The organism is Sediminibacterium sp., assembly GCF_019264485.1.
GTDB lineage: Bacteria > Bacteroidota > Bacteroidia > Chitinophagales > Chitinophagaceae > Sediminibacterium.
Genome location: NZ_JAHVAA010000015.1, coordinates 89783 through 108218, shown reverse-complemented (window position 1 = coordinate 108218; position 18436 = coordinate 89783). Strand labels below are relative to the sequence as shown.

Genomic DNA, 18436 nt, shown 5'->3' with positions numbered 1-18436 from the left:
TGATCTTATTTTTTCAGTAGTTCTTCTACAAAGCCTTTATAATGGTTGCCAACAGGAACGGAAAAGCTACCGAGTTCGATTGTCTGGCTGCTGAAAACGGTAATTCTGTTTTTGTGTACGATATAAGATTTATGCACGCGCAAAAAATCTGAAGAGAGTTCATATTCCAACTGACCGATTTTGTATTTGATCATGAGCTTCTTTCCATCTGTAAAATGCAGTTGGATATAATCTTTTAAACTCTCAATAAAAACGATATCTGCTTCATTCACCTGATAAGTTTTTGTGCCGGATTGAAGCAGTATTAATTTTTGTGGTAACAAATGATTGCTTGCAGCAACTTCAACAGTGTTATTGTTCCTTCTTCTGTAAAATTTTTCTACAGATGCCATAAAACGCTCAAAGCTGATTGGTTTTAGCAGGTAATCTACAATGTCCAGTTCATAACCTTCCATTGCATAATCACGGTAAGCGGTGGTGAAAATTACGGCAGGTGCAGGTTTTAGCATCCTGAGTAATTCTATGCCTGTTAGTTTTGGCATCTGAATATCAAGGAAAATCAAATCAACTTTATTGGTTCTCAGGAAAGCGCTTGCTTCCATAGCATGTGCACAGGAGCCACTCAGTTCAAGCAAACCCGATTCATGAATATGCTTCTGCAATAATTGAATTGCCAGTGGCTCGTCATCTACAATTAAACATGTTGCATTCATACCAGTGGAACCTGCATTTTTACTTCAAAAATTTCATTTTTCTCTACAACCTTCAATATATAATGGCCGGGAAAAAGTATGTCAAGTCTTTGCTTGAGGTTTGACAGGCCAATACCTGAAACCTTATTTTCACCGGGTATAAAATTATTGGTGGCAATTAAAGTTAATTGATTGTTTTCAGCTTTTAATCTAATGCTGAATGCAGTAGGCCCTGTTGTTTGTTCTGCCCCATGTTTAAACATATTTTCAATTACAGGAACCAATAGCAGAGGAGGAATGGTATAAGGCCTGTCTGTTTCATGTAGAAACTGTATACTTAAGCGATTGCCAAATCTCATTTTACCAAGGTCAAGATAATTTCTGAGGAACTGGATTTCATTATCCAATGAAACATAGTTGGCATTACACCTGTACAACAGGTAATCGAGTAATTGTGAAAGCCTGTCGATGGTTGGTGCTGTTTCAGTTGACTGCTGAACAGCGAGTGAATAAATATTATTGAGTGTGTTGAATAAAAAATGAGGATTGATCTGGGCTTTGAGTACATCAAGTCTTGCACTGATTTTTTCTTTTTCAATCTCCGCCTGTTCCCTCATGATACGCTGTCTGTCTATCAACAGATGAAAAATGATAAAAGGAAGTGCGCCCGAAACAATACTAATGATATAATATTTGAAAAGTATTGCAAGCTGACCAAGTATTTGCAGGATCGATTCCTGCTCCCCGAAGTTTCCACCCAATATGGGTTCCAGTATATATACGACCGAAAACCTGCTGAGTATTGCGATGATATAAATACCCACACATAATTCAATGCCACCACGTATGATTTGCTTCTTATCAAACAGGAAAGGAAGAACCCTGATAACGCTAAAATAACTGGCTGCTATTACCGCCAGCAGGTGAAAGAAAACAGTAAGCCCTCTGTCATATGTGCTGAACTCGTGTCGGAGAGTATCTGATCTTTCATTGAAAATGTACTGGGTGAGGTACACAATGTAAATAACCAGCCAGAATAAAATATGCAGTAAATATTTGTTCTCTTTTTTCAATTTCATGTGACTTGCAATATCTATAAAAATAGAAAAATGTTGGAGCCGGATCATCCTTTGTAGACGAAATAAGTGAAATCGCATATCAACAAGCAAAACGGAGGTGTAAAACTGAAATAGAATTGTTTGTTGCTGCGAAAAGGCAACTCGTCGAATAAGTGTTACTCAAAATCAAACGAAGGAGAGATTCGCAGGATATTTCTTTTTTATTGTAGCCAAGACGTTTATGATTCCCAAAAAATAAATACAATGAATATCTACACTATGAAATGTTGTAAAAGCACTATGGTCATTTGTTTTTTTCTGGTAACAGTATTCAGGGCCAATTCGCAAAATACTTCTGTTCAGCATCCTGAAATTAACATGCTATTGCAGGGTTTTATGAAAGCCATTGAAACAAGAGATTCTACGCAGATGTTTTCCTTTTTTGCTGATGTTCCTGTGACATGGGTAGGGGTATGGAAACCAGCCACACAGCGGCAACGTCTGTTAAACGACACAAAAGCGCCTGAATACCGTGTGTCTGATTTCAGAACATGGTTCAGGTCGGTAATGAAAGGTGGAACCAAGCAGGAGAAATTTATTCAACCTGTAATTGTGGAAGATGGAACAATCGGGTCGGTAACATTTGATTACAGCTTCTGGTCGAATGGTAAAAAAGGAAACTGGGGGAAAGAGAGTTGGGGATTGATTAAACAAAACGGGGTATGGAAAATCGCCAGCGTATTGTTTTCAATGGATCTGGAATCTGTAAACAGCCAACCAGAAGATAAAAATGTGGTTCGTGAAATAAAAAACGACAAGATGGAGTCGTATATGCAATCCATTTTGACAAGCACACATTTTCAGGGAACTGTTCTGGTGGCAAAGGGCGATTCAGTGATACATCATGCAGCATATGGAATGTTTGATGTTGAGAAGGGGATACCCAATACGATCAGCACGCAATTCTTAATCGGTTCATTAACCAAGTCTTTTGTTGCAGTAGCCGTGATGAAACTTGTGGAAGAAAAAAAACTCAATCTGCAAATGCCTGTAACTACCTATCTGCCCGGTCTGAAAAAAGAACTGGCAGATGGATTAACCATTCATTACCTGATGAAACAGCAATCCGGACTAGAATCAAGTTTTGATAACCTTACAGAGTATGAAATAATGGATATTACTCCGGCAGAACTGCTTGCGATTATTAATAAATCGAAAAGAAGTTTTCAGCCCGGTGAAAAATACCAGTACACCAATATCAACTATGCCATATTGGCTATGATTATTGAATCGGTAACGGGTACCAGTTATCAGCAATACCTGCAGACGGCTATCTTTAATCCAGCGGGTATGCAGTATACTGGTATGGAAAGATTGACAAATACACCAGCGAACAGGGCAATAGGGTACAGGACGGTGAATGGAATATTTCGCAGGGTTCATAATTCGGTTGCTTATGCTTTTGGAGCAGGTGATATTTACTCAACTACATCAGATCTTTTCAATTGGAGAAAAGCCTTGGGGCGGTTAGCGTTGCTCAATGGGGAGAGTCTTTCACAGCTGTTTGATGGCACAGGAAAGGATTGGGGTTATTATGGGTATGGTTTCCGTATACAACCTTACCAAACTTCGCAGGAAGGGGAGGATGCCGGAAAACTCATCAGGCATGGAGGTACGATGAATGGATTTATTTCAAATTTTCATTTTTACAGGAACGATAATCTGACCGTAATTGTGCTATCCAATTATCGAGATGTACCTATTCGTCGCATTACATACCAGCTAAAAGAACTGGCACTTGGCTTTGGTGCAGATGAGAGGAAAAACAAGTATGAAGAATAATACTGCAGGAGAAGCGTTTAAAGGGTCAATAATTTCCAATAAAGGTATTATGACCAGCGGTGTTGCAACGTGTTATTGATGGTTGTATCTTTGTAGCAGACAGTAAAAACTGCTCAACTATCATTAACAACAAATAAGGATTGCATGAAAAAATTATTGATTGCGGCTTTTGCATTATTTGCCGTAAATATGCTGAGCGCACAGCCCCCACAAGTACCCGCAGAAGCCGGTGCCAAATTTGGTAAAGCCACCACTGCCGATAATGCAGTATCTATTGAAGAGTTTGTAAAAGTGATGTCGACCAAAGAAGAGGGAAAACCTCATGAAGCCAAAATAGTAGGTGTAGTAACAGAAGTTTGCCAGAAAGAGGGTTGCTGGATCAAAGTACAGTCGCCCAATGGTAATATGATGGTTCGTATGAAGGACCATAAATTTGCCGTTCCGGTGATTCTGAATGGTAAGAAGATAGTGATTGACGGTATAGCCACCCAAACCACAACATCAGTAAAACAACTGAAGCATTTTGCGGAAGATGCCGGTAAAAGCAAAGACGAAATTGCCAAAATCACCGAACCCAAGAAGGAGATTGTGATTCAGGCAGCAGGGATATTGGTACTGTAGGAGAGCTGCTGGCTGCTAGCTTCTAGCTGCCAGCTAATATAGCAGTGTTAAACAACGAATAAAAGGTGAGGCATTCTTATGTCTCACCTTTTTAATTGATTATCAATCATTTACCGATTGACTTACTCAAAGCTAGAAGCTAGTAGCTAGCGGCTGACAGCTTTTCTGCTCTTTTTCTTTGAAATCCCGCACCTCCTCCTTACCTTTGCCGCCCCAAAAGTTCTTTTTTTTGAAAGAATGATTGAGTTTGGGAGTCCCGATAAAATCTGGACGTTATAACCAATTAAATCAAAAAGCAATGGCCAAAGAAATCACCGGCTATGTGAAGTTGCAGGTAAAAGGCGGACAAGCCAATCCAGCACCTCCCGTAGGTCCAGCCCTTGGTTCGAAGGGTGTTAACATCATGGAGTTCTGTAAGCAGTTTAATGCCAGAACTCAGGACAAAATGGGTAAAGTAGTTCCCGTTTTGATCACTGTTTATGCTGATAAGTCGTTCGACTTCATCATCAAAACCGCTCCCGCTGCCGTTCAGTTAATGGAAGCAGCTAAGATCCAGAAAGGATCTAAAGAAAGCAATCGTCAGAAAGTAGGTAAAGTAACCTGGGATCAGGTAGAAGCAATCGCGAAAGACAAGATGTCTGACCTGAATGCTTTCACCCTGAACAGTGCCATGAGCATGGTAGCCGGTACTGCCCGCAGTATGGGATTGACTGTAGATGGTAAAGCCCCATGGGAAAACAATTAATTTATTCACCTTTTAATCTGTAAAAAATGTCACTGACTAAAAAAAGAAAAGTAGCAGCAGCCAAGGTGGATAAGAATAAAGCCTATTCCCTGAAGGATGCCTCTACACTTGTAAAAGAAATTAACTGTACCAAATTTGATAGCTCTGTTGACCTGCATATCCGTCTGGGAGTAGATCCTAAGAAAGCAGACCAGCAGGTTCGTGGTACTGTATCATTACCACATGGTACCGGTAAAACTAAAAAAGTACTGGTTCTTTGTACGCCTGATAAAGAAGCATCTGCCAAAGAAGCTGGTGCCGATTTTGTAGGGCTGGATGAATTCATCACCAAAATTGAAGGTGGTTGGACAGATATCGATGTTATCATTGCAACTCCAGCAGTAATGCCAAAAATTGGTAAGCTGGGTAAAGTATTAGGTCCACGTAACCTGATGCCCAATCCTAAAACCGGAACTGTAACCAATGATGTTGCCGCTGCGGTAAATGAGGTGAAGGGTGGTAAGATTGCCTTCAAGGTTGATAAAGCAGGTATTGTTCACGCTTCTATCGGACGTGTATCATTTGCTCCTGAGAAAATTGCTGAGAACAGTGCTGAACTGATCAATGCAATCATCAAACTGAAACCATCTTCTGCCAAAGGTATTTACCTGAAAGGTGTGAGTATGGCCAGCAGCATGAGCCCTGGTATCGCTTTAGACACCAAATCATTAATGAACTAATTCCTGGTGATCCTTTCTCGCCTCAGGCGAGATGGAAATGACCTGGGTTTTTAAAAAAGATCAGATATGACAAAAGATCAAAAAAATGAGGTGATCGAAATTCTGAAAGAGAAATTCGCTCAATACAATAACTTCTACATCACCGATACAGAATCGCTGACTGTAGCGCAAGTATCTACTTTGCGTCGTACCTGCTTTGATAAGCAGGTAGAGATGAAAGTAGCAAAAAATACCCTTATCCGTAAGGCCCTCGAGTCTTTGGATGCAGAAAAATATGCAGGTGTTTATGAGTCTCTGAATAATGTAACTGCATTGATGTTTTCAGAGAATCCAAAAGAACCAGCATTGATCATCAGCTCTTTCCGTAAATCAAGCAATGGCGATAAGCCAGTGCTGAAAGCTGCGTTCATCAATGGTGATGTTTACACAGGCGATAACAACCTGAAAACACTTACACAGATCAAGACGAAGAATGAACTGATCGGTGAAGTAATCGGATTGTTGCAGTCTCCCGCTAAACGTGTACTGGCTGCATTATTGCACCACCATGAGAAGCAGGCTACCGCTAGCGCGGAGTAATTTGAAAATTTGGAGATTTGGAAATTTGAAAATGGAGAACCATTTCAATGTTTCAAATGACAGACTTTCAAAACAAATTGTGTTAACTGAAAATTAAGGGGTTTGCTCATTTTCAAATTTTCAAATTCCCGAATTTTCAAATTAATAAGGATCAAATTTTTTTAAACCATCCGCCGGACTCTTACAGGGAATGAAGGCGGAAAAAATTGAAACAAAATGGCAGACGTAAAATCATTAGCCGAAACATTAGTAGGCTTAACAGTAAAAGAAGTTCAGGAATTAGCTGATGTATTGAAAGCTGATTACGGTATTGAACCAGCTGCTGCTGCAGTTGTAGTTGCTGCTGGCGACGGCGGTGGAGCTGCTGCTGTTGAAGAGAAAACATCTTTTGATGTTATCCTCGTAAGCGGTGGTGCAAGCAAACTGGGTGTAGTTAAAATCGTTAAAGAATTAACTGGCCTTGGACTGAAAGAAGCAAAAGACCTGGTTGACGGTGCTCCAAAACCAGTAAAAGAAGGTATTTCTAAAGCTGAAGCTGACGATATCGTTGCTAAGCTGAAAGAAGCTGGTGCTGAAGTAGAAGTGAAGTAATTTCACAAGCTGTTAAGCAAAAAATATAGCCGCTCCATTTTGGGGCGGCTTTTTTTTGAGCTTCAAGCCGCAAGCTACAAGCTACAAGTATTTGATAGCGTAGTTGTATCTTATCCCTATAGCTTGCGGCTTGTAGCTTGTGGCTTGCAGCTTATCTCCTCCATTGCTGCTCCAGCAGCTTAATAAAATATCCCCCCACCACACTTCTTGCCTGAAAACCCACCTGTTTCCCATCGATCGTTTCATGCCAGTCGCTGAGGGGTACACGGCTGGGCGTTTCGATGGCATATTTATAAACAGGATCAATCAGTGATTGGAAGTCTTTATCCTTATCAGCTAAAACGGAGGTCCATACAATCCAGTCGCTCTTGGTATAGGTTTTCCGGCTGTCTAAGGGTAAACCGTATTTGTTTTGTTTAGTGAGGTAGTACTTTACTTCCTTTTGGTATACGGAAGCAGGGAAGAGGTTTAGGTTGAGTAGTTTATCCCAAACAAGATTGTACTTCTGGCTCCAGGTATTTTTCTGATCAAAAGCCAACGTATAATGATCGCCATCATCAGCCATCTGCATCCATTTTACTGCATAGTCGCGTGCGATTTTCTGATACTTAGCTGCTTCTTCTGTTTTACCTAACTGTTGTGACATCTGTGCGTAAGCTCCAATACCTACAATGGCTTTCATCGATAAATTGGTATTACGTGCAAGATGCCCGGCAAAATCATCGGTACATAACTGGTTGGCAGGATCAAATCCATCCTTGTTTAAAAACTCAACCCACTGACTTAATAATGGCCAGTGTTTTTTAGCAAACGCTAATGATTTTTCTGCTTTACAAATAGCAGCTGTGAGAATAATCATATTCCCCGATTCTTCCACCGGCATATCTTCTCCATAAGTCTGCCCATTGGCCAGTGGATAAGTACCCAGGTCATGTGCCGGGAAGGGTTTGGTCCACTTTCCCGATTCACTGTATTCCATAATGGGCTCTACCATGCCTTTTAACAATGCAGGGTTATAAATTAATGTAAGCGGCGCTGAAGGATAAGTAACATCCACTGTCCAGATAGAACCATTACTGAAATTTTCTTTCTGTGGAAATAATATTTCATTGTTTGCGCCTCTCACCAGCTTATGTGCCGCTAATGATTCACGATAGGCCAATACACAAAGCTTTGCATAGTAATCTCCACCCGCTTTTAATGCATCGGTATAAAGCTGCTGATCGAAACGTGTACAAATGGCTTCAATACTTTTAAATTCATCCATCGATTTTTTCAGCATATCTTCTGTAGATGTAAAATTCTTCTTCCACCAGGCTTCTAAATTTTTATTGAAATACTGAATGGAATACAGATCATCATAAGCCAGTAAAATAGTTTTGGAAACAGGCGTAGCACCCAGTTTGCCATAGTCCATTTTCAGGTTGCAAACGGAAGATATATCAGGCGCAGAGGAAGGGGTATGAGCAGGCTGCGATAATTGTACCCCTTTTTCATCTTTTACGACGGTATAAGAATAACCCCAGTCTATACGAACATCATCCCCCTTTCTTTTTAAAACCTCCTGCGAATCCGTACCCGTTTTTTGAATGAGTAATGATTCGTATTTACTGGTTTTGGTACTTACTGGCTGACTGAGTTTATTACGGGTAATATCGGAACTGCTGTTAAAAAATACTTTTACGTCATGCTGTTTCCCATCATTGGTGTTGGCTATAGAACTGATATAACTGATGGGGCGCGAATACACATCGAGATTGTTCGCCAGTAGAGGAGATAAAAATTTCACAGTAAGATTTATCCCTCCACAGGTAAACTGATAAGTAGTTTGTGTGGCGCTTATGTTCACCGATGTTTGAGTGGCCTGTAATACCGGCTCATCTGGTAACAGGTTGTATAATCCTGCATCAATAATTCCCGGTCCACCGGTATTCTCACAATATACTGCCAGTGTATTCCTGCCTATCTGGATTTTGTTTGCTATTTCCTTCGACAGCATTATTTCTTTATTGGAAGAACAGCAGCCTGCTTCATAAATTTTTTCGCCATTCAGGTATACTTTAATATTGTCATCGTATTTTAAAGTCAGCAGCAACTGGTTAAAGTTTTTTTCTGTTACTGTGAACGAACGTCTGAACCAGATTTCTTTGCTGTTCCATTCAGTAGTAGCATCCATATTCTTTGAACCAAACATACCTTTCCCGTTTTGCCAGCCAGCGTCATCAAAAGAAGGCAGTTGCCAGTTGTCATCAGGTTTTGTTTCTGTGAATTTGCATTCATAGGCTGATAAGTCGCTGTTAGGTAAAAGCGCTTGCATTTTTTTGGGAGCGGCACCGAGAAATTTATAGAGTTTACCATCTACTGAAACATATCCAAGCAGGGAATGATCTGTACCGGTCCAATGTTTTGTTGCACTCTCATTCAGTTGATCAGAAAAACTCCAGATACTGAAATAAGGATCATGGGTAACCAATGGGTAGGCTGGTGCTTTTGAAACCTGGGCAAAGAGAGATGGCGTTAGTGCAACTGCAATGAACAGACAATAGATTTTCTTCATGGCTTGTATAATCAAAGGGTATATGATAGGAACCGGAATTCAATTTAATAAAAAATGAATTAGGAAAGCCCTTTGATGTAATACAGGCAGGTATTACTGTTGCAGGAATAACTGTATGGTGTATTTCAATAGTGCTGTACCACCGGGTTTGCCATGACCAGGGATCACCAGTTTTAAATCAGGATAATTCTTTTGTATTTTTTCTACGGTTGCTGACCATGCTTTTTCATTGGCATCACCCAGATAACCTTTTGTGGCATTGAGTTCTTTAATAAGGCAACCACCAAAAAGTATCTGATCTGTAGGAAAATAGCCCACCACATTGTCTTTTGTATGTCCTTCACCAAAAAATCGGGTATATATTTTTTCTCCTCCTACAGTTAGCGTAAGCTCATCAGCAAAACCATGGGCAGGAACCGGATACTGTTGTGCTTTTGCCAGTGAAATGGTCTGGTTATTTGCATAGGAGGGAATCTGGTATTGATGGAAGGTTTTTAAGCCACCCAGGCAGTCGTCATGAAAATGGGTGGGTATGATGGCATTGATCCTGCTTTTTGAATCCTTTTGAATCCAGTTAATTAATTCTGCTGTACTGGTATCGTTGGCCGGGGTATCAAAAACTACCGCTTCATTTTTGTGAAGAACAATCATGCCATTACAGGGCACTTTACCAAAACTGTTGGTGTACAGATAACTCGTATGTACATAGCTGTGTTTTGCCAAACGGGTGATGATGAGGTGGCTGGAATGATATACCGTATCGTTAAGTGATTTGGTTTGCGTAAAACCTGTATTACTAATACAAAAAAGGAGTATGGTAGTCCAGCAGTAAAATGTTTTCATAGTTTAATTGATCATGCAGCGTAAATATACAAATCTCATACTTTGAACGATAGGTTATAGCGTTAAAGATTTGCAATATGGTAAAGTGAAAATAATCAATTTGCACATGAATCCGCCTCTCACATAGTACACTTAACTACAACTTTTCTATATCCGTTTTTAATCGGATAAACCTACACTAATGAATATTGTATGGATATATTTAGAGGTAAATGTTAATAAACTATAGTTCACATTTTGTGAACTATAAGAAAAAAATCATCTTTGTTATGAAAGTTCACCTGATAAGATGAGAAACTGTTGATGCATACAAAAAGAAAATGCACAAAGCAGGAGAACAATATACTATCAGTAACTACTAAAATAAATACCATGGAAACATTAAAATATAAAGTTATTACCAGCAAAACCCAGTATGCAGCCTACTGCAATACACTGGAAGAACTGGTATTCTCTGGGGCAAAAGACAGAAACACCAAAGATGAAATTGCACTGCTCACCCTGCTCATTGAAAAATGGGATGCTGCACATCTTTCTGCTACCGATCTTGATCCTGTTCAACTATTACAGTCTTTCATGAACGATCATCATCTGAAAGCAAAAGATATGGTTGAAATACTGGGCATCAGTAAAGGGTATGTATCTGATATTCTGCACTACAAAAAAGGGTTTTCAAAAGAAGTGATCAGAAAGCTGGCGGAGTATTTTAAGGTTTCTCAGGAGGCGTTTAATCGGCCGTATACATTGGTGGTTCCGGTGAATAGTAGAAAAGAAATAAAGAAGCCGGTAAAACGAAAAGTGGGATAGGGGGGAATGTTTGATGTTTGATATCGTTTCTGTACAGGAATGTTGCATTTATCTGAGTAGCCTCGGTGAAACTTTTGGAAAGTTTCGGAACTTTCCAAAAGTTAATACTCAACTGTTATTTTTAAGCCATTATTGTTTCATTGCAAGTTGTTTATTTTTAAACTGGGTAAACCGGGACACTGATTTTGTTGTGTCCTTGGCGAAAGGGAAATAGTCAAGCACATCATATTTCCAGATATTGGTAGGGAAGATAACAACCATATTGGCTGTTTTATTACCAATGTTTTTAAATGCATGCGGTACACCCGGAGGTATATTAACCATATAAGGTGCTTTGATGGTAAACATTGTATCACCTAATGCATAAAGAATATCTCCTTCCAGCAATACATGCGATTCTTCTCCTTCATGCGAATGCATTGGCGGTGCCCCACCAGGAAAAGTTTCCGTAATTCCTATGGTAAGATTTTTGTAGCCATGGTGCTGCCCTTCCATAACATGCACATATTCTCCGGGGCCGGGATTAATAACGGGAAGCTTATCCAACTTAACGGCATGGTCGGAAAAGTATTTCATCCCCGCCTTAATAAATGAACCGGGTATCGTACGTCTTTCCAGAACTTTCAACTGGTGATGCTGTGCATTCAGTCGTTCAATAATGCTGTCTGGCACCTGTTTATTCTCCTTTACCAGATTGTTGATTGAAAAGGTTTCTTTGGTGAGATCGCCGTTTGAAGTCTCCGCAATTTTATTCTCTTTACTGTCGGAGCATGCATTAAGCCATATGCTTAATACGACCAACAGGAAAATGGCTTTGTTTTTTCTCATGATGGTATGTTTTATTAATATAGTCTGTTTCTTTTATGTTTAAAGTTGATGATGTCGAAATAAGATAACCGACTACTCATAAATATACACAACCCTCAAGACATATGCAACGAAATCACTCTGTTGAAAATCAAGATATTACTGTGGAAACAGGAAGTAATACTGACCAAAATAATAATGCCAAGTTTGCACCACCCATTGCCCTCAAAATGTTAAACGGTTTTGCTCCTCCCCAATAATTACCCATATTTATCCAACTAAAACATCGCTATGAAACAAATCATACCCGCAATTGCAGGAGCCGTTTTATTATTTGCTTCCTGTAAAAACAACACAGATCAGTCAAGTTATTTCGATAAAGCCGGCATGGATACAACTATTCATCCCGGCGATAATTTCTTCATGTATGCCAATGGCACATGGATTAAAAACAGTGTAATTCCTGATGACCAGAGCGGGTGGGGTAGCTTTTATACCCTGTACGACGAGAACCTGAAAAAACTAAGAACCATTTTAGATGAAGTGTCTGCCAAAACCGATCATACATCTGGCAGCCCCGAACAGAAAGTAGGCGATTTCTATGCCAGTGGAATGGATACGGCAGCGATTGAAAAAGCGGGTTACGATCCACTCAAGCCCATGCTGTCTAAAATAGATGCCGTTAAAGATTATAAGGAACTGATTAACCTGCTGGCAGAAAGTTACATGGAAGGCGATGGCGACCTGATTGGCATTTATATTGGCGCCGATGAAAGAAACAGCAGTAAAAATATCCTGAGTCTTTACCAGACAGGGTTGAGCTTGCCCGAAAAAGATTATTATACCAAAACAGATTCTACTACAGTTGCACAAAGACAAAAATTCCTGGAACATATTGCCAATTATTTTGTGCTTACGGGTGTGTCTAAAGAAACAGCAACACAACAAGCTGCAGCTATCCTGAAACTGGAAACAGCCATTGCTAAATCGCATCTGGCTCCTGTAGAACTGCGTGACCCTATTCGTAATTACAATAAAATGTCTGTGGCCGAACTGGAAAAAATAGCGCCTAATATCAGTTGGAGCAATACCCTGCAGAAAATGGGTATCAAAACAGATAGTATTAATGTGAGTCAGCCCGGTTATTACAAAGCCTTGAGCGCTTTGCTGGCCAGTGAGCCGATAGATGTATGGAAAAGTAAAGTTCGTTATGATTATATCGCATCCAATGCTTCCTTATTGAGTAAGGCTTTTGTTGATGAACGTTTTTCTTTCAATAAATTATTCTCCGGCGCCAAAGTGCAGGAAGACCGCTGGAAGAAAATGGTGAATATGACAGATAATGGATTGAAAGATTTACTCGGACAAATATTCGTACAGAAATATTTTCCGGCCGATGCAAAGAAAAGAATGGATGAACTGGTAAATAACCTGCAGACAGCTTTCAGTAAACGCATCACTGCGTTGGACTGGATGAGTGATACTACTAAACAGAAAGCACAGGAAAAATTATCAACCATCATGAAAAAAATCGGTTACCCCGATAAATGGAAAACATATGATGATGTTGTTATTTCCCGGACTGCATTTTACGATAATATGCGCAGTGTTGCCAAACATGATTATAAAGAAAGCATTGCCAAAATTGGTCAGCAGGTTGATAAAACAGAATGGCAGATGACGGCACCTACTGTAAATGCTTATTACAATCCTACTTTCAATGAGATTGTTTTTCCTGCAGGTATTTTACAATTCCCCTTCTTTGAACTGAAAGCAGATGATGCCATCAATTACGGAGCCATCGGTATGGTGATTGGTCATGAAATAACCCATGGTTTTGATGACCAGGGTCGTCAGTACGATGCGCAGGGTAACCTCACCGACTGGTGGACCAAAACCGATGGCGAAAAGTTCAATGCAAAAGCCAAAGGGGTTGTAGAGCAGTACAATGCTTACACTGTTTTAGATAGTCTGCATGTAAATGGCGCCCTCACATTAGGAGAGAATCTGGCAGATATCGGCGGACTTGCCATTGCTTTCGATGCATTCAAACTCACCAAACAGGGGCAGGGTAACGAGAAAATAGATGGTTTTACTCCCTATCAACGTTTCTTCCTGGGGTATGCACAGGTTTGGAGGCTGGTTGACAGACCAGAGAGTATGCGTACCCGTATTACCACCGATCCGCATAGTCCGGAAGAATTCAGGGTAAACGGCCCATTGGCCAATTTCGAGCCATTCTATCAGGCATTTGGGGTAACGGAGAAGAATAAACTTTTCCGTGCAGTTGATCAGCGGGCGAGGATTTGGTGATTTTTTTTACCACAGAGTAGCACAGAGTGTGGCACGGAGTTTCATGGAGGTTTTCTATGTAGCAGCTAAACGTTACTAGTTCTACCTCCGTGAAACTCCGTGTTTTACTCTTTGCTACTCTGTGGTTAACTTGCTATTCCACCGTAAGATCACTGCAAGGGTGGGGATTGTGTCTGTTTCGGCAATAAGAAAATCTAATCTATTGATTATCATATACTTACTCACTGCTGACTCCTCACTACTCACTCCCCATTCACCATTGACCATTCACGTATAAATTTGTTTTTGCGATTGCTTATCCATTTCATACCTTTGCCATCCTTAATTTTGGGCAATTTAGCGGGTGGACATTTTTATCATTGACGTTTGAATGATGAATGCGCCGATTGTACGTTAAGAGAATCTCACCATTCTCCCCAATTTTTTATCGTATCTAAACCGGTTTTACACAAATATGTCTACAACTACATTGAACAACAGGGTCGGCTTCGGTAAAACTAAACATTTGGCTGATGCCCCTGACCTGCTCGACATCCAGTTAGAATCATTCAGAGAATTTTTTCAGTTAGAAACAACACCCGATAAACGTAATGTGGAGGGTTTGTTCCGTGTGTTCAAGGAAAACTTTCCTATTACAGACACGCGTAACATTTTCGTACTGGAGTTCCTGGATTATTTCATCGATCCGCCCCGTTACACACTCGATGAGTGTATGGAGCGTGGTCTTACTTACGCTGTGCCTTTAAAAGCAAAACTGCGTTTAAGTTGTAATGATGAAGAGCACGTAGATTTCCAGACCATCGTTCAGGATGTGTTCCTCGGAAATATTCCGTACATGACACCCCGTGGTACTTTCGTAATCAACGGAGCCGAGCGTGTGGTAGTATCTCAGTTACACCGTTCACCCGGTGTATTCTTTGGTCAGTCTGTACACCCTAACGGTACCAAAATTTATTCTGCCCGTGTTATTCCTTTCAAAGGTGCATGGATGGAGTTTGCTACCGATATCAATAATGTGATGTATGCCTACATCGACCGTAAGAAGAAATTCCCGGTAACAACCCTATTACGTTCTATTGGTTTTGAAACCGATAAGGATATCCTGGAACTCTTTGGTATGGCCGATGAGGTGAAAGCCGATAAGAAAACACTGGCTCACCATGTTGGTAAAAAACTGGCTGCCCGCGTATTAAGAACATGGGTAGAAGATTTCGTGGATGAAGATACCGGTGAAGTGGTAAGCATTGAGCGTAACGAAATCGTGATGGAACGTGATACTGTTTTAGATGAGGAAGCTATAGCAACCATCATCGAAATGGAAATCAAAAGTGTATTCATCCAGAAAGAAGATGTGGGTGGTGATTATGCCATCATATACAATACCTTAAATAAAGATACTTCGAACAGTGAACTGGAAGCGGTACAACATATCTATCGCCAGTTACGTGGTGCCGATGCGCCTGATAATGAAACAGCGCGTGGTATCATCGACAAACTGTTCTTCTCAGACAAACGTTATGACCTGGGTGAAGTAGGCCGTTATAAAATTAACCGCAAGCTGAACCTTGAATATCCGCTGACGAAAAAAGTATTGACCAAGCAGGATATCATTGAGATCATCAAATACCTGGTTCGCTTAACCAATGCGAAAGCAGAGATTGATGATATCGATCACCTGAGCAACCGTCGTGTTCGTACCGTAGGAGAGCAGCTCTATGCACAGTTTGGTGTAGGTCTGGCCCGTATGGCTCGTACCATCCGTGAGCGTATGAACGTTCGCGATAACGAGGTATTTACGCCGGTTGACCTGATCAATGCAAGAACACTGTCATCTGTAATCAATTCCTTCTTTGGAACCTCACAGTTGTCGCAGTTCCTCGACCAGACCAATCCATTGAGTGAGATTACACACAAACGTCGTATTTCAGCACTCGGACCAGGCGGTCTGAGTCGTGAGCGTGCCGGTTTCGAGGTACGTGACGTACACTATTCTCACTATGGCCGTTTGTGTACCATTGAAACACCGGAAGGACCAAACATTGGTCTGATTTCGACACTTTGCGTACACGCATCTATCAACGATATGGGCTTTATTGAAACGCCTTATCGTAAAGTAGAGAACGGTAAAGTAAACATGAAAGAACTCACATTCCTGAGTGCAGAAGAAGAAGACACTGCGAGAATTGCGCAGAGTAACTCTCCGCTGACAGAGAAAGGTGAGTTTGCAGAAGATAAAGTAGTTTCCCGTCAAACGGGCGACTTCCCGATTTTAGATAAAGAGGATGTAGAATATATGGACGTTGCGCCTAACCAGATTGTTGGTTTGAGTGCTTCCCTGATTCCGTTCCTCGAACATGATGATGCCAACCGTGCGTTGATGGGATCAAACATGCAACGTCAGGCTGTACCATTGATCCGTCCGGAAGTGCCTATCGTAGGTACTGGTCTGGAAGGAAAAGCAGCACGCGATGCACGTATCCAGATTCATGCTGATGGTAATGGTGTGGTGGAGTTTGTAGATGCAAACGAAATTCATGTTCGTTACGACAGAAACGATATTGATCGTCTGATCAGCTTTAATGATGATCTGCAGGTATATAAGCTTACCAAATTCATCAAAACCAACCAGGCAACCTGTATCAACCTGCGTCCTGCCGTAAGAAAAGGACAGAAAGTGAAGAAGGGCGACTTCTTAACTGAAGGTTATGCAACGAAAGATGGAGAACTGGCATTGGGTCGTAACCTGCAGGTGGCATTCATGCCATGGAAGGGTTACAACTTTGAAGATGCGATTGTAATCAGTGAGAAAGTAGTACGTGAAGATTTGTTTACATCGATCCACATTGATGAATACGAACTGGAAGTACGTGATACCAAATTGGGTGAGGAAGAGCTGACGCCAGATATACCTAACGTATCGGAAGAAGCTACCAAAGACCTCGATGAGCATGGTATTATCCGTATTGGTGCCACCATTAAAGAAGGTGATATCCTGATCGGTAAAATCACGCCAAAAGGTGAATCAGATCCTACTCCGGAAGAGAAACTCTTACGTGCCATCTTTGGTGATAAAGCAGGTGATGCAAAAGATGCTTCACTGAAAGCACCAAATGGTACCGAAGGTGTGGTGATCGATAAGAAACTGTTCCAGCGCGCGAAGAAAGATAAGAATGGCAAGATCCGTGAGAAAGCGCTGTTGGAGAAAGTAGAAAAAGTACACCAGCAGAATACAGAATCTATCAAAGAATTGTTACTGGATAAACTGCAGACTTTGCTGAAAGACAAAGCATCTACAGGTGTAAGCAACAACTTTGGTGAAATGCTGATTGGTAAAGGTGCCAAGTTCAATCAAAAGAACCTTAGCACTATCGATTACCAGAATGTAAATCCATTGGGTTGGACTGGTGATACAAAAACCGATGATCAGATCAATACTTTATTGCACAACTACAGCATCCGTTACAATGAAGAACTCGGACGTTACAAGCGTGAGAAGTTCAACATTTCAATTGGTGATGAGTTACCTGCAGGTGTATTGAAACTGGCCAAAGTGTACCTCGCTGTAAAACGTAAGTTGAAAGTGGGTGATAAGATGGCGGGTCGTCACGGTAACAAAGGTATCGTTGCGAAAATCGTACGTGCAGAAGATATGCCGTTCATGGATGATGGTACACCGGTTGATATCGTACTGAATCCACTCGGGGTACCTTCAAGGATGAACCTGGGTCAGATTTATGAAACCATCTTAGGATGGACCGGTAAACGTCTGGGTGTGAAATTTGCAACGCCAATCTTTGATGGTGCAAGCACTGATGAGATTGAGCAATATTGTAAAGACGCCAGCATTCCAAGAAACGGACATACTTATCTGTTTGATGGTGAAACCGGAGAACGTTTCCACCAGAAAGCAACTGTGGGTGTAATCTATATGATTAAACTGCACCACATGGTTGATGATAAGATGCACGCACGTTCTATCGGACCATACAGTCTGATCACACAACAACCGTTGGGTGGTAAGGCGCAGTTTGGTGGACAGCGTTTTGGTGAGATGGAGGTTTGGGCGCTGGAAGCATATGGTGCAGCCAACATCCTGCAGGAATTGCTGACGCTGAAGTCTGATGATATCATCGGAAGGGCGAAGACCTATGAAGCCATCGTGAAGGGAGACAATATCCCGCGCGCAGGTGTACCCGAATCGTTCAATGTACTCGTACATGAACTGAGAGGGTTGGGTCTTGACTTGAAATTTGAATAAGAGA

The 18436-nt window shown here is 41.0% G+C and carries 14 protein-coding genes; 9 read left to right on the top strand and 5 right to left on the bottom strand.

Going from position 1 to position 18436, the window contains the following annotated elements:
* Positions 1–5: 5 nt before the first annotated feature.
* Together KXJ59_RS15130 and KXJ59_RS15125 are read right to left on the bottom strand one after the other, a co-directional pair.
* Positions 6–713 (bottom strand): response regulator transcription factor, encoded by a 708-nt coding sequence (locus KXJ59_RS15130; RefSeq protein WP_295206519.1) that lies wholly within the window; start codon positions 711–713, stop codon positions 6–8.
* Positions 710–1771 carry a sensor histidine kinase gene (locus tag KXJ59_RS15125; protein ID WP_295206516.1) on the bottom strand — a complete coding sequence of 354 codons (1062 nt, stop codon included), beginning with the start codon at positions 1769–1771 and terminating at the stop codon, positions 710–712. The genes KXJ59_RS15130 and KXJ59_RS15125 overlap by 4 nt, the downstream gene beginning before the upstream one ends.
* A 243-nt stretch (positions 1772–2014) precedes the next feature.
* Between KXJ59_RS15125 and KXJ59_RS15120 the strand changes: the two genes are divergently transcribed.
* From KXJ59_RS15120 to rplL, 6 genes are all read left to right on the top strand, one after another.
* On the top strand, positions 2015–3592 hold the full coding sequence (locus KXJ59_RS15120; RefSeq protein ID WP_295206513.1) for a serine hydrolase: 1578 nt from the start codon (positions 2015–2017) through the stop codon (positions 3590–3592).
* Between the two features lie 144 nt (positions 3593–3736).
* A complete protein-coding gene (locus tag KXJ59_RS15115; protein WP_295206510.1) occupies positions 3737–4213 on the top strand; it encodes a DUF4920 domain-containing protein in 477 nt (158 codons plus the stop codon).
* A gap of 298 nt (positions 4214–4511) precedes the next feature.
* Positions 4512–4958, top strand: coding sequence for a 50S ribosomal protein L11 (gene rplK, locus KXJ59_RS15110; protein ID WP_295206509.1), 447 nt, complete (start codon positions 4512–4514; stop codon positions 4956–4958).
* Positions 4959–4984: 26 nt separating this feature from the next.
* Positions 4985–5677, top strand: a complete 693-nt coding sequence (gene rplA, locus KXJ59_RS15105; protein WP_295206508.1) for a 50S ribosomal protein L1 — start codon at positions 4985–4987, stop codon at positions 5675–5677.
* 66 nt (positions 5678–5743) lie between these two features.
* Positions 5744–6256: a 50S ribosomal protein L10 gene (rplJ, locus tag KXJ59_RS15100; RefSeq protein WP_295206506.1), complete on the top strand. Its 513-nt coding sequence runs from the start codon at positions 5744–5746 to the stop codon at positions 6254–6256.
* Positions 6257–6472: 216 nt separating this feature from the next.
* Positions 6473–6847 carry a 50S ribosomal protein L7/L12 gene (rplL, locus tag KXJ59_RS15095; protein ID WP_295206504.1) on the top strand — a complete coding sequence of 125 codons (375 nt, stop codon included), beginning with the start codon at positions 6473–6475 and terminating at the stop codon, positions 6845–6847.
* 151 nt (positions 6848–6998) lie between these two features.
* Here rplL and KXJ59_RS15090 read toward each other — a convergent pair whose 3' ends face one another.
* Positions 6999–9404 carry a glutaminase family protein gene (locus KXJ59_RS15090; RefSeq protein WP_295206501.1) on the bottom strand — a complete coding sequence of 802 codons (2406 nt, stop codon included), beginning with the start codon at positions 9402–9404 and terminating at the stop codon, positions 6999–7001.
* A gap of 93 nt (positions 9405–9497) precedes the next feature.
* Entirely contained in the window at positions 9498–10247 is a 750-nt protein-coding gene (gene bla / locus KXJ59_RS15085; protein ID WP_295206499.1) for a subclass B1 metallo-beta-lactamase, read from the bottom strand.
* A gap of 372 nt (positions 10248–10619) precedes the next feature.
* Between bla and KXJ59_RS15080 the strand changes: the two genes are divergently transcribed.
* The gene (locus KXJ59_RS15080; RefSeq protein ID WP_295206496.1) at positions 10620–11054 is read left to right on the top strand and encodes a helix-turn-helix domain-containing protein; all 435 of its coding nucleotides are present in this window, start codon (positions 10620–10622) and stop codon (positions 11052–11054) included.
* A 129-nt stretch (positions 11055–11183) separates the two neighbouring features.
* On the opposite strand, the gene KXJ59_RS15075 is transcribed toward KXJ59_RS15080, so the two are convergent.
* Positions 11184–11882: a cupin domain-containing protein gene (locus KXJ59_RS15075; protein WP_295206493.1), complete on the bottom strand. Its 699-nt coding sequence runs from the start codon at positions 11880–11882 to the stop codon at positions 11184–11186.
* A 270-nt stretch (positions 11883–12152) separates the two neighbouring features.
* Here KXJ59_RS15075 and KXJ59_RS15070 point away from each other — a divergent pair, with 270 nt between their 5' ends.
* Both KXJ59_RS15070 and rpoB read left to right on the top strand, forming a co-directional pair.
* Positions 12153–14174 (top strand): M13 family metallopeptidase, encoded by a 2022-nt coding sequence (locus KXJ59_RS15070; protein WP_295206490.1) that lies wholly within the window; start codon positions 12153–12155, stop codon positions 14172–14174.
* Between the two features lie 454 nt (positions 14175–14628).
* A complete protein-coding gene (gene rpoB, locus KXJ59_RS15065) occupies positions 14629–18432 on the top strand; it encodes a DNA-directed RNA polymerase subunit beta (protein WP_295206488.1) in 3804 nt (1267 codons plus the stop codon).
* The last annotated feature ends 4 nt before the right edge of the window (positions 18433–18436 follow it).

What these genes read in the sequence shown, in the direction of transcription:
- rplK (WP_295206509.1), top strand. Translation starts at nt 4,512, where the DNA reads ATGGCCAAAGAAATCACCGGCTATGTGAAGTTGCAGGTAAAAGGCGGA.
- rpoB (WP_295206488.1), top strand. Translation starts at nt 14,629, where the DNA reads ATGTCTACAACTACATTGAACAACAGGGTCGGCTTCGGTAAAACTAAA.
- bla (WP_295206499.1), bottom strand. Translation starts at nt 10,247, where the DNA reads ATGAAAACATTTTACTGCTGGACTACCATACTCCTTTTTTGTATTAGT.
- KXJ59_RS15090 (WP_295206501.1), bottom strand. Translation starts at nt 9,404, where the DNA reads ATGAAGAAAATCTATTGTCTGTTCATTGCAGTTGCACTAACGCCATCT.
- KXJ59_RS15080 (WP_295206496.1), top strand. Translation starts at nt 10,620, where the DNA reads ATGGAAACATTAAAATATAAAGTTATTACCAGCAAAACCCAGTATGCA.
- KXJ59_RS15115 (WP_295206510.1), top strand. Translation starts at nt 3,737, where the DNA reads ATGAAAAAATTATTGATTGCGGCTTTTGCATTATTTGCCGTAAATATG.
- rplJ (WP_295206506.1), top strand. Translation starts at nt 5,744, where the DNA reads ATGACAAAAGATCAAAAAAATGAGGTGATCGAAATTCTGAAAGAGAAA.
- KXJ59_RS15120 (WP_295206513.1), top strand. Translation starts at nt 2,015, where the DNA reads ATGAATATCTACACTATGAAATGTTGTAAAAGCACTATGGTCATTTGT.
- KXJ59_RS15075 (WP_295206493.1), bottom strand. Translation starts at nt 11,882, where the DNA reads ATGAGAAAAAACAAAGCCATTTTCCTGTTGGTCGTATTAAGCATATGG.
- rplA (WP_295206508.1), top strand. Translation starts at nt 4,985, where the DNA reads ATGTCACTGACTAAAAAAAGAAAAGTAGCAGCAGCCAAGGTGGATAAG.
- KXJ59_RS15130 (WP_295206519.1), bottom strand. Translation starts at nt 713, where the DNA reads ATGAATGCAACATGTTTAATTGTAGATGACGAGCCACTGGCAATTCAA.
- rplL (WP_295206504.1), top strand. Translation starts at nt 6,473, where the DNA reads ATGGCAGACGTAAAATCATTAGCCGAAACATTAGTAGGCTTAACAGTA.
- KXJ59_RS15125 (WP_295206516.1), bottom strand. Translation starts at nt 1,771, where the DNA reads ATGAAATTGAAAAAAGAGAACAAATATTTACTGCATATTTTATTCTGG.
- KXJ59_RS15070 (WP_295206490.1), top strand. Translation starts at nt 12,153, where the DNA reads ATGAAACAAATCATACCCGCAATTGCAGGAGCCGTTTTATTATTTGCT.